This is a genomic window from Micromonospora chokoriensis (assembly GCF_900091505.1).
Taxonomy (GTDB): Bacteria; Actinomycetota; Actinomycetes; order Mycobacteriales; family Micromonosporaceae; genus Micromonospora; species Micromonospora chokoriensis.
Genome location: NZ_LT607409.1, coordinates 4,169,397 through 4,181,748, shown reverse-complemented (window position 1 = coordinate 4,181,748; position 12,352 = coordinate 4,169,397). Strand labels below are relative to the sequence as shown.

Genomic DNA, 12,352 nt, shown 5'->3' with positions numbered 1-12,352 from the left:
CCCCGCGTGCCGCGTCAGGGCAGCAGCCGTCCCCGTCGGCGGCCGCTGCCTGTCGCGCACCTCACCAGAGGAAGTCCCATGAGCAGTTCGATGCTCGCCACTCCCGTCCCTCCCGCACCCACCGCCACGGCGCCGCGGCCCCGGCGCGCCCGCCTGTGGTGGACCGCCCTGACCGCCGTCGCCGCCATGGTCGCCGCCGTGCCGATCGCGACCGGTCCCGCGAGCGCAGAGTCCAACGGCGGTGTACGCGTGATGCCGCTCGGTGACTCCATCACCGACGGGTTCAACGTGCCCGGCGGTTACCGGATCGAGCTGTGGCAACGGTTCACGGCCGGCGGTTACCGGATCGACTTCGTCGGCTCGCAGTTCAACGGCCCAGCCAGCCTCGGTGACCACGACCACCAGGGGCACTCCGGCTGGACGATCGCCCAGATCCACGCCAACGTGGTCAACTGGTTGCGGGCCACGAACCCCCGGACCGTGCTGCTGCACATCGGCACCAACGACATGTACGGCGACACGTCCGGCGCACCGGGTCGACTGGCCGCGCTCGTCGACCGGATCACCAGCACCGCCCCGAACGCGGACGTGTTCGTCGCGACGATCATCCCGAAGGCCGGTGCGGACACCCAGGTGCGGGGATACAACAACGCCATCCCCGGGATCGTGCAGAGCCGCGCCGCCGCCGGAAAGCGTGTCCACCTGGTCGACATGTACCGTGCCCTGACGCTCAGCGACCTCGCCGACGGCGTGCACCCCAACGCCACCGGCTACCGCAAGATGGCCGCAGCCTGGTACGACGCGCTCAGGACGGTGCCCGGCAGCATCGGCGGCGACACCCCGCCGACCACTCCCCCGCCGACCACTCCCCCACCCACGACTCCCCCGCCGTCGGGTGACTGCCGCGTCGCGTACACGGTCAACGCCTGGAACAGTGGTCTCACCGCCTCGATCTCGGTGACGAACACGAGCAGCACGCCGGTCGACGGTTGGGCCCTGGCGTTCACGCTGCCCGGTGGGCAGAGCATCACCAGCGGCTGGAACGCCGGCTACTCCCCGTCCAGTGGCGCGGTCACCGCCCGCAACGTCTCCTACAACGCCACGATCGCGCCGAACACCTCGGTCGACATCGGCTTCCAGGCGACCCACACCGGCAACAGTGGCCGCCCGTCCGCGTTCACCCTCAACGGCACCGCCTGCACGGTCGCCTGACGCCACCCGTCGCGGTGCCGGGTCCGGTGGCCCGGCACCGGTCGTCGACACCGGTCGTCGACCAGACGCCGCCTTGTGCGTCGACGCCGCGAACCCCCGCGTCACGACTCCAGCAGGTTCTGGACCGGAGCACACGCGCGGCAGGGCCAGACACGTACGGTGCCGTCGTCATGCGTCGAGACGAGCCGCCCGCCGTCCGGGCTGAAGTCGACGGTCTCGACGGAAGCGCCGAAACCCCCGAACGTCACGGGCTGCGCGACCTCCGAAGCGTGCCACAACCGTGCGGTGCCGTCCTTTCCAGAACTGAGCACCCACTGTCCGTCCGGGCTGAACGACACGTGCCAGACGGGCCCCTCGTGCCCTCGCAGAACCATTGGCGCGATGCCGCCGGCGACGGAGTGGATCTGCACGGTGCCGTCGAAGCCGGCACTGACGACCCGCTGCCCGTCCGGGCTGAAGGCCACTGCCCACACCAATCCCTCGTGACCGGGAAGGAGCAGCGGTTCGGTCGTGCCGAGCGCGTCCCAGATCCGCAGGGTGCCCTCCGCACCGGCTGTGGCGACCTTCTCGCCGTCCGGGCTGAAGGCGGCGTAGCGGATCTCCTCGGCGGCCCGATGGACCACCGGGGCGCTCTGGCCGGTCAGGTCCCAGATCCGCAGGCTTCCGTCGTTGCTGACACTGGCCAAACGACGGCCGTCCGGGCTGAAGTCGGCGATCCACGCCTGCTTCTCGTGGCCGCGAAGCACCACAGGGTCGTGTCTGCCAGCGAGGTCCCAGACTCGTACGCTCCCGTCACGGCCGCCGGTGGCCACACTCGACCCGTCCGCACTCACCGTGAGACCGTAGACGTCGCCGTCGTGGCGGCCGAGCACCCGAGGCTCGGCCGGTGTGGCCAGGTTCCAGACCTGCACCGTGCCGTCCTCGCCGCCGCTGACCACCCGCTGCCCGTCCGGGGTGAACGCGGCCGACCAGGTCGCCTTCTCGTGACCCCGCAGGATCAGACGGTCACTGCCCGGGTCCCAGATCCGCAGCGTCCCATCATCGGCCGCGCTCACCAGCCGGGATCCATCCGGACTGAACGCCAATGCCCAGACCCGGTTGGTGTGGCCGCGCAGCACCAACGGGTCACCGGCGCCGTTGGCGCTCCAGATCCGTACGGTCAGATCGTCACTGGTGGTCGCGATCCACTGCTCGTCCGAGCTCAGCGCGAGCCCTTCCACAGTGCCCTCATGCCCCCGCAGCACCACCGGGGTTGCGGAACCGGTCAACGGCCACACCCACGCCGTACCGTCGGCGCTGGAGCAGGCCAGGCGGGTGCCGTCCTGGCTGAACACCAACGTCCTGGTGGCCTCCCTCGGCCCGGTGAGAATCGTCCTGGTGGATCGCGCGGCCAGATCCCAGAGCCGAACCGTCGCGTCGTGGCCGCTGGTGGCCAACTGGCGCCCGTCGGGGCTGAAGGCCACCCCGACCGCCACCTTGCTGTGCCCACGCAGCACCACCGGTCGGCCGACGCCGCGGGCATCCCAGACCCGGATGGTGGTGTCCTCGCCGGCACTGGCGACCGACCGTCCGTCGGGGCTGAAGGCCACTCCCCAGACCGGGCCCTCGTGCCCACGTAGGACGATGGGCCCAGCGGCTCCGTCGACCTGCCAGATCCGGACGGTGCCGTCCGAGCCGGCGGCGACCAGTCGCTTCCCGTCCGGGCTGAACATCGGGCTCCAGACCTGCCCCTCCGGGCCGCCGGTGAGGGCCAGGCCCGGTCCAGAGACGCCGTGCCCGGCCCAGCTCCACACCCGCACCTCGCCGTCCGCCCCGGTGGCCGCCACTCGCCGCCCGTCCGGACTGAACGCCACGCCCAACGCCTTTTTGCTGCTCATCGGCACGATCGCCTGCAGCCGGTCGTCAACGGCAGCCTGGCGGAGCACCATCTCCGCACCGACAGTGGGACGTGTGGTCAGAGCACGTCTGGCGAGGCGCTGCGCCTGCTGCGGATCGATCTGCAGTTGGTTGTTGGCCTCAACCGTCAGCTGCCGGGAAACAGCGAGGTCCCTCTCGGTGGCCGCCCGGCCCGCCTGCACGAGTGCCACCGCCGCGAGGACGCTCACCACGACGACGGTTGCCGCGAGCCCGGTCAACGCCACGCGGGTCCGCCGCCGTCGGGCCGCCCGGCGCCGATTCTCTCGTGCTCGACTGGTCTCCAGAAAGTCCCGCTCCAGGTCGCTGAGGTTCATCACCTGGCGCGTTCCCCAGAGCGCCAACTGGACCCCCCGATACAGGAATCCGTCCACCCGGTGGTGGCGATCCCACTCGGCGGCGGCCTCCGTCAGCCGGCGGTGCGAGCGCAGCAGCTCCCGATCGTCGGTCAGCCAGCGACGCAGCCGGGGCCACTCCTGGATGAGCGCCTCATGGGCGACCATGACGCCCTTCTCATCCGCCGTGACCAGCCGTGCAGCCGTCAATCTGCTCAGCACCTCGGCTGCGGCCAATGGGTCCACCCCGCCGATCAGCTCGGCCAGGGGTGCCCTACGTCGGGTGTCCTCGGTGCCGTCCCCGAGGGCGGTCAGGCGCAGGAAGATGTCTCGTGTCAGCCCTCGCTGCCCCTCGTCGAACTGCGCGTACACCCGTTCCGCGGTACGGGTGATGGCGCCGTTCACGCCGCCCGATTCGCGGTAGTGGGCCAGTGTGATCCGCTTGCCCTGCCGCAGGCGCGACGTCTCCAGAAGTGCGTGGGACAGCAGCGGTAGCGCGCCCGTCTGACCGCCGACGTCCGCCACGGCCATCTCCACCAGCGCCGGGTCCACCAGCAACCCGGCGCGCTCGGCGGGCCCGGTGATCGTCCGACGCAGATCCTCGTCGTCCATCGGGCCGACCAGCAGCTGGTGCTCGTGGAGAGCGGCCACCAGGGCCGGGTAGGCGGCACACCGACCATAGAAGTCGGCCCGTACGCCGAGCACCACGCGCGCCCTGGGGACCTCCGCCGCGGCGAGCAGCGCGGCAATGAACGCCGACCGTTCCTCCTCCTCGCGACAGAGCGTGAACAGCTCCTCGAACTGGTCCACCACGATCAGCACGGTCCCGGCCGGTGGACGGGTACTGAAAATCTGCTCCATCGTTTCGCGGATGCTGGACGGGTCGGCGGTCAGGTGGCGCTGGACCGTGTCGCGGGGCAGGTCTTGTCCAGCGACGAGCTGGGTCGCCATTTCTTCGATCGGATGCTCGCCGGGCGTCATCAGCACCGTGGACCAGCCCGGCTGACCCTTCACGGGATTGTCGGCCACCGCCGCTATTAGGCCCGCTCGCAGCAGGGACGACTTGCCCGCTCCAGACGGCGCGAAAACCGCGACGAACCGGCGGCGGGTGAGCAATTCACAGAGCTGAGCCACCAGGCGCTCGCGTCCGAAGAACCATTCTGAGTCCTCCGGCTGGAACGCTGCCATTCCCCAGTACGGCCCTCGGCTGCCCTCCACCGTCTCGGCGGCAGCCAGGCTTGCGATCAGGCTGTGCCACCGTTCGGTCCATTCCGTCGGATCGCCGCCACAGGCGGCGACGTACGCCAGTGTCACCTGAAGGCTCGGCACGGTCTCACCGCTGGCCGCGTTCGCCAGGGTGGTCACCGAGAAGTGCGCACGTCTGGCCAGTTGACGGTAGGTCGGCGAACCCGCCTCCGTCCGCAGCTGGCGTAGGCCGAGCGCGAACCGCCCCAGCTCACCCGCCTCCGGGTCGAGCGGCCGCTCAGGTCTGCCCACGTTGTCCCCCGTCAGAGAGTTGTTTGTCAGCCTGGCGACATGATTGGCAAACAATCCATTCAGGACTATATCTAGTCCCGTGAACGCCGATCGGCCTGTGTCGGGTTGCGGCCACAGCGCAACCAGAGGTGCGGCCACGCCCGGCAGTCCAGCACGGTCGACGCCACGAAGGATGGGCGGAAGGGACGTGTGACACGCACCAGAAACGGCATCGGCGCGATTACTAGCGCCCTGATGAGCGTTCTGGATCGGGGGGTGTCAAGCGATCCCGAACAGACGAGGGGGTATTCGATAACGAGTTGGCTGTCGAGGCGACGTCGATCCATCGACCAGCACGAGGAACACTCCACGCAGAAGAAAAGGGAACAACCTCCCCTCGACCTCTACGACCCCGCCACCGAGGAGGACACCTCTGACCCACCAAGATTCACGGCGGCGGGGTAAGCCTCCCCAGGCCCTGACTGAAGGGCATGCTGCCGGTACGGGGCGGCGACGGGTCCCGTCGCCGCTCCGTAGCCTGAGGACGTGGTCCGGAGGGGGTGCCGGAACACACCACCGGAATCACTGCTCCGGGGCGCGGTAGAGACGACTCACGGTGTCGGCGACGCAGACGGGCTTGCCACCGCCGTCGCTCTCCACGGTGACCGTCGCGACCACCTGGACCCCACCGCTCACCGGAGTCACCTCGGCGATGGTGGCGGTGGCCCGGACGGCGGTGCCGACGCGCACCGGTGCGGGAAAACGCACCCGGTTCAGCCCGTAGTTGACCCCCATCGTCACCCCGTCCACCCGGTAGAGCTGGCCGGCCAGCGTCGGTAGCAGCGACAGGGTCAGGTACCCGTGGGCGATGGTGCCGCCGAACGGCCCCGCCGCGGCTCGGGCCGGGTCGACATGGATCCACTGGTGGTCGTCGGTGGCGTCGGCGAAGAGGTCGACGCGCTTCTGTTCGACGGGTCGCCACGGCCCGGGCCCGAAGGTCTCGCCGACCGCGGCTGCCAACTCCTCGAACGAGCTGAAGACTCTCATGCCTGCTCTCCCGGTAGCTAGAAGGCGTTGACGCCGGTGAGGGCGCGTCCGATGAGGAGTTGCTGGATCTGGCTGGTGCCCTCGTAGAGGGTGGCGACCCGCGCGTCCCGCAGGTACTTGCCGACCGGGTACTCGTCGATGTAGCCGTACCCGCCGAACACCTGGACCGCGTTGTTGGCCGCGCGGACCGCGGCCTCGCTGGCGAAGAGCTTGGCCATCGACGCCTCGGTGGCGAACGGCTGGTCGCGGTCGATCAGGTCGGCCACCTGCCACACCAGCAGCCGGGCGGCGGCGGTGTCCACCGCGATGGCGGCGAGCAGCTGCTGGACGAGCTGGTGCCCGGCGATGGGCTTGCCGAACTGGGTCCGCTCCCCCGCGTAGCCGACCGCCGCGTCGAGACAGCCCTGGGCGATGCCGACGCACCCGGCGGCCACCGACATCCGCCCCTTGGCGAGGGTGGCCAGGGCCAGGCGGAACCCACCGCCCTCGGGCCCGAGGCGGGCCGCGTCGGGCACGCGTACCTCGTCGAAGCCCAACTCGCCGGTGGCCTGGCCCCGCAGACCCAGCTTGCCGTGGATCTCCCGTCGGGTCAGCCCTGGGCTGTCGGTGGGCACCAGGAACGCGGTGATCCCTCGGTGCCCGGGGCCGCCGGTGCGGGCGAAGACCAGCGCGACGTCGGCGGTGGTGCCGTTGGTGATGAACGTCTTCGTGCCGCTGAGCAGCCAGTCGTCGCCGTCGCGGACCGCGCGGGTCCGCAGCGCCGCGGCGTCCGAGCCGCTGTCCGGTTCGGTCAGCGCGAAGCAGCCGAGCGCGCTGCCGGCGCACAGTCGGGGCAACCACTCGGCCCGCTGGTCGGCCGACCCGTGGGCGGCGATCGACTTCGCGACCAGGCCGAGCGAGACCGAGACGATGCCGCGCACGGCCGAGTCGCCCCGGCCGAGTTCCTCCAGGACCAGGCAGTACGCGAGGTGGTCGCCACCGGAGCCGCCGTCGGCCTCGGCGATGGTCAATCCCAGGAAACCCAGGTCTCCCAGCATGCCGACGATGGCGGGGTCGACCGACTCGCGTCGGTCCCAGGTGGCCGCGTGCGGCAACAGCTCCCGGTCGGCGAAGTCGGCGGCCAGGTCGCGGACCGCAGCCTGCTCGGCGGAGAGGGTGAGCTCCATGCGCATTAAACTAGCGGTGATAGTTAATGGCGTCCAGACCGGACCGTCACCGGTCGGGAATCAGCCCGACGTGCCGCTCGGTGGCGAACGCACGGGCCAACTCGGTACGGGAACGGATGCCCAGTCGGTGGAACACGTTGCGCAGGTGGTGGTCGACAGTACGGGTGGAGAGGAACATCCGGGCGGCGACCTCGCGGTTGGTGGCGCCCTCGGCGACCAGCTCGGCGATCCGTAGTTGTTGCCCGGTCAGCAACCGCGCCGCCGGCAGGTCCGGTGGGCCGACCGACTCCCCGGCCGCCCGCAGCTCCGTGGTGGCCTGCTCGGCCCAGCGACCGACCCCGAGCAACGTGAACATCTCGCGGGCCTGGTGCAGGTGCGTCCGCGCGTCGCGCGGGCGTCGACGGCGACGCAACTCCTGGCCGAACAACAGCTCGGTGCGTGCCCGCTCGAACGTGCCGGCATCGGTCGGGTGCAGCCGCAGCGCCCGCTGGAACTCCTGCTCGGCCTCGGGCCCGCCGCGAGGCGCGAGCAACGCGTGGCACCGGGCGGACAGGGCCCGACGCAACGGGCTCGCGGTGCTGCTGGCCCACCTGTCGAACACGGCGAGCGCCGCCGTCGCCGTCGGCCGGCTGGGCAGGTGCGCTGCCGCCTCCACCAGGTACGGCGTGGCCATCACCTGCACGAGCACCTGACCGCGCCCGGTGCCGAGCCGGGCCAACGACGCCAGCCGGTCGGCGGCCTCGGCGTGTCGGCCGTCGGCCAGGTCGAGCACGGCCAGTGCCCAGCCGGCGAGCGCGTGCGGGCGGCTGCCCGCCGTCGGCGCCTCGCCCATCTCGCGGATCCGCCCCAGGGTGGCGTCCCGGTCGGCCCGTACGGCGGCGAGCACGGCGAGCATGCCGAGGTGGACGTTGGCGCAGTTGACCTGACCGGTGGCCCGGGCGACCCGCAACCCGTCCCGGGAGGTCTCCGCCGCTGCCTCGTGTCGACCCAGCCAGTACTCGGCGACCGCCCGCAACTCCAGCGCCCGGGACAGCATGGACAGCTCACCCCGGTCCCGGGCCACAGCGGCGGCACGGTCGGCAAGTCGATGGGCCGCGCCGTCCACCGCGACCACCAGGCCCGCCGCCGCCGCGCAGCTGAGCGCGGTGGGGGTCGCCGCCGGCCCGGTCAGCCGGCCACCCAGCACGACGGCGCGACGCAGCGCGGGACCGGCCCGCTCGTGGTCACCCCGCAGGGTCGCCGCCACTCCGGCGACCAGGCTGCTCATCAACCCCGTGGCGGGAGGGTCGTCCGGCCGGCGCAACGCCGACGCCTGCCGACCGACCTCGGCGTAGCGGTACTGGTCACCGGCGAAGCAGACCGCCTCGCCGGCTCGGACCAGCCCGGACAGTGCCAGCACACGGTCGGTGCCGGCCACCGCCGCGGCGGCGGCGAGCAACCGGGCCGACGCGTGCGCCGCGTCGCCGCACCGCAGTTCCAGCTCACCGAGCAGCAGATCGGCGCGACTCCGGACGTCCGGGTCCGTGCACGCCGGGCGGAGGCGGTCGAGCAGGAGCCGAGCCACGTCGGGCTGACCCCCGGCCCAGGCGTAACGGGCGGCGGTCAGGAGCCGGGCCGCCGAACGGGCCGGGTCGTCGCTGAGTTCCGCGGCCCAGCACAGCGCCGCCGACGCGGTGGCCCAGCCGTCGGCGCCACCGGCCGCCGCCTCTTCCAGCTCGTCGGCGAGGGTCGGGTCCACACCCGTCGCGGCGGCGGCGAGGTGCATCGCCCGGCGCAGCCGCTGCCCGTCGGCGACCAGCGCCCCGGCGAGGAGTCGGTGCGCCGCGCGTCGGTCGGCGAGCGGCGCGCCGGCCGCGATCATCGTGCGCACCAGCGGCTGAGGGAAGGTGACGCCTCGGGGTTCAACGCGGACCAGGCCCGCCACCTCCGCCGGGGCGAGCGCCTCGACCTCGCCGCCGGCGGCCCGGATCATTCCCGACCCGCCGCCCTCGTCGAGCGCGGCGAGCAGCAGCACCCGTCGGGTCTCCGGCGGCAGTCGGTCCAGCCGGGCCCGGTACGCACGGCCCAGGACGCCGTCCGCCGGTGGCGCCGCCGGCAGCGACTCCTCCCCGCGCCACTGACCCGGGCTGAGGACCGCGACGAGGTCCACCAACGCCTGCGGGTTGCCGCCTCCGACGACGGCCAACGCGGTCAGGACCGACGCTGCGGGGCGCTCGGGAAGGCGGTCGGCCTCCTCCGGTCGGGCGGACGACCGCAGCCGGTCGGTGAGGACGGCGGCGCTCTCCTGCTCGGTCAACGCGCGCAGCCGGTACGCGGGTATCCCGTCGACAGCGGCGGTGACACCTGCGGTGAGCAGGACGGCGACGGGCAGAGGCCGCAACCGGCGGGCGACGAAGGCCAACACCTCGGCGGTCTGCGGGTCACCCCGGTCGACGTCGTCCATGGTGACGAGCAGCGGACGGTCCCGAGCCGCCGCGCCGAGCAGCCCGAGCACCGCCATCGACAGCGTCAGCCGGCGGTCGGCCGGGCAGCCGTCGCCGGCCAGCGCGCGCCGCAGCAGCCGCCGCTGCTCCTCGGGCAGGGCGGCGGCCCGGTCGAGCACCGGGTCGACCAGACGTTGCAGGCCGGCGTACGGGAGAGCGGCCTCCTCGGCGAGCCCGCTCCCGGCGAGCACTGTGCAGCGCTGGGCGTGCCGGTGGGCGTAGCCGACCAGCGCCGTCCGACCCGATCCGGGTTCGCCGTGCAGCAGCAGGGCACCGCCACCGCTTGTCACGTCGTCGATCAGGCTCCGGACCGACCGGCACTCGTCGTCCCGGCCACGCAGCACGGTTAGTTGCACTCTTGATGCAGCAACCATGCCTGCCAGTGTCACCCATTGGGATCCGGATGGAAAGAGGCTGCGACATCGAACCAGACCGATGTCAGTCGGCCGCGACCTCCGCCAACAGGGCACCCACCGTCCGGGTCATCACCGCGCGAGCCTGGTCCACGCCGAGATCGAGGCCGTACCGCAGCATCGACCAGGCTGGCCACATGCTCGCCGCCACCAGGGCGTTGAGCAGTTGCTCCCGCCCCCGACCAGCCAGCACCAGCTCGGGGGCGAAGAGGTCCTCGACCTCGTCCCGTACCCGGTCGATGTGCTTGAGGCGGTTGCGGTGCAACTGCTCGGAGACCGGCTCCCGCATCTGGGCGGCCCGTGCCGACGGGGCGATGAGCTGGAGCAGCCGGGCCCGCTGTCGGCAGTACGCGTCGACCCGCTTCGCCAGCGGCATCCCGGTCGGGATCGGCCGGTAGGCGGCGTCCTGCTGGCGGAGCACCTCCGCGCCGCTCGCCTCGAAGAGCGTCTCCATGTCCTTGAAGTTGGTCCACAGCGTCCGCAGCGAGATGCCGGCCCGCTCGGCGATGCGTTCCCCCGTCGGGCGCAGGTCGCCCTCGCCGATGAGCGCGAGGTGCGCCTCGACGATGGCCGCGCGGGTGCGCTCGGCCCGGGCGGTGCGCCCGTCGACCCGACTCGCTACCTCGACCCCGTCCATCCGCCCCCGCCTCCTCACCGCCACGGCGTCTCCTGACGCACCGCCGAGTCTAGACAGGCGGTGATCAGCGGTTCCGGGCCGACCGTCGGCACCGTCATCCGGACCGACCGGTCAGCGAGACGCCGCCGTCGCGGGCGACGGCCGGGCCGATGCCGCGACTCGTGCCGGCGACGATCACGACACGATGCCGAAGCCGAACCGAATATGCATTCACAGTGCAGATAGTAGGAGGACAGATCGGTGACGGTCAACGCCCGGACGATCAGTCGGAGTACGCGGGCACAGCCGTCCGACCGGGCACGGTCAGGTGGGACCACGCCCGGTCGGACGGCTGCCGATCGGGTCAGGAGACGGTCGGCACCCCGTTCGCCGGCGGCGCGGCCGGAGCGACGGTGTACTCGGTGACCGCACCGTCGGCCTCGTCGGTCTCGTACGCCGGCCCGAAGTAGCTCTGCACTCCCCCGGTCACCCGGCTCAGGCGCTGACCGCCGTAGCCTGAGTGGTCCTTCTCGGAGAAGCGCAGCGGCACCAGCCCGGGGCCCTGGAAGCCGCCCTTCTGCACGGCCTGGAGCACCTTCTCGCGGGTGAGGTCCTTGCCGGCAGCGAGCAACGTCTGCACGAAGAGGTAGCCGACCGACATGCCGTAGACGGTGTTGCCGTCGAACGGGGCGTCCCCGTTGTGCTCCTTGTTGACCTTCGTGAAGAGCTGGATCCACGGGTTCGCGGTGTCGTTCTGCATCGGCAGGTAGTTGGTGCCGACCATGCCCTCCAGCAGCGGCGCGGCGGCACCGAGTTGCTTGGCCAGGGTCGGGTGGTCGGCGCCGACGTTGGAGACCAGCCACTGCGGCTTGAAGCCCAGCCGGGCCGCGGTGCCGACGGAGAGCGCGGTGAAGCCCGGCACCGTGGCGAGCACGACGACCTGGCATCCGGCCGCCTTGAACGCGCCGATCTGCGGAGCGACGTTGGTGTTGCTGGTGACGTACGTCTGCTTCACCGCCACGGCACCAGCGCCGAGCACCTTCTCCACACCGGCCAGGCTGTCCCGGCCGAAGTCGTCGTCCTGGCCGAGGAAGCACACCTTCTGCCCGGCCAGGTCCCGCTTCGCGTAGTTGGCGAGGATCTTGCCCTCCACCGTGTAGTCCGGGTTGAACCCGAACGTGCCGGGATACTTGTCCGGCTGGTCCCAGCTGCGGCTGCCGGAGGCGACGAACAGGTCGGGCACCCGGTTGCTCTTCAGGAAGTCGAGCACGCCGGTGTGCGTCGGCGTGCCGAGGCCGTTGAGGATGGCGAAGACCTTGTCCTGCAGGACGAGCTGACGGACCACCTGCTGGGTGTTCGCCGGGTTGTAGCCGTCGTCCATGATCTTGTAGGTGATCTTCCGGCCGTGCACACCGCCGTTGGCGTTGACATAGTCGAAGTACGCCTTCGTCGCCGGGGCGATCTTCGAGTAGCCCGCCGAGGCCGGCCCGGTGAGCGGCATGTGGGTGCCGACGACGACCTCGGTGTCGGTGACGCCCGGCACGGACGCTCCGCCGGGACCGGAACCGTCGTCACCGCTGCAACCAGCGGCGGCGGCCAACAGGGCGATGGTGCTGGCGATCGCGAGACCACGTTGTGCCAAACGGTGCATGGAGAACACCGACCTTTCTCGGTCCGGTTTGCGGGAACG

At 71.7% G+C, this 12,352-nt stretch carries 7 protein-coding genes; 1 reads left to right on the top strand and 6 read right to left on the bottom strand.

Translation table 11 applies throughout. The features are described from left to right. Window positions 1-78 precede the first annotated feature (78 nt). Window positions 79-1,212, top strand: a complete 1,134-nt coding sequence (locus tag GA0070612_RS19290; protein WP_088989181.1) for a cellulose binding domain-containing protein — start codon at window positions 79-81, stop codon at window positions 1,210-1,212. A gap of 101 nt (window positions 1,213-1,313) precedes the next feature. On the opposite strand, the gene GA0070612_RS19285 is transcribed toward GA0070612_RS19290, so the two are convergent. The 6 genes from GA0070612_RS19285 to GA0070612_RS19260 form a co-directional block, all read right to left on the bottom strand. Beyond that, window positions 1,314-4,958 (bottom strand): nSTAND1 domain-containing NTPase, encoded by a 3,645-nt coding sequence (locus GA0070612_RS19285; protein ID WP_088989180.1) that lies wholly within the window; start codon window positions 4,956-4,958, stop codon window positions 1,314-1,316. A gap of 561 nt (window positions 4,959-5,519) precedes the next feature. Further along, window positions 5,520-5,984, bottom strand: coding sequence for a MaoC family dehydratase (locus GA0070612_RS19280; RefSeq protein ID WP_088989179.1), 465 nt, complete (start codon window positions 5,982-5,984; stop codon window positions 5,520-5,522). 17 nt (window positions 5,985-6,001) lie between these two features. After that, on the bottom strand, window positions 6,002-7,150 hold the full coding sequence (locus GA0070612_RS19275) for an acyl-CoA dehydrogenase family protein (protein WP_088989178.1): 1,149 nt from the start codon (window positions 7,148-7,150) through the stop codon (window positions 6,002-6,004). 46 nt (window positions 7,151-7,196) lie between these two features. Then, complete coding sequence (locus tag GA0070612_RS19270; protein ID WP_088989177.1) at window positions 7,197-10,007, bottom strand: AAA family ATPase; 2,811 nt, start codon at window positions 10,005-10,007, stop codon at window positions 7,197-7,199. Window positions 10,008-10,071: 64 nt separating this feature from the next. Then, complete coding sequence (locus tag GA0070612_RS19265; RefSeq protein WP_088989176.1) at window positions 10,072-10,683, bottom strand: TetR/AcrR family transcriptional regulator; 612 nt, start codon at window positions 10,681-10,683, stop codon at window positions 10,072-10,074. A 343-nt stretch (window positions 10,684-11,026) separates the two neighbouring features. After that, window positions 11,027-12,313, bottom strand: a complete 1,287-nt coding sequence (locus GA0070612_RS19260) for an ABC transporter substrate-binding protein (RefSeq protein ID WP_088991613.1) — start codon at window positions 12,311-12,313, stop codon at window positions 11,027-11,029. Between the last annotated feature and the right edge of the window lie 39 nt (window positions 12,314-12,352).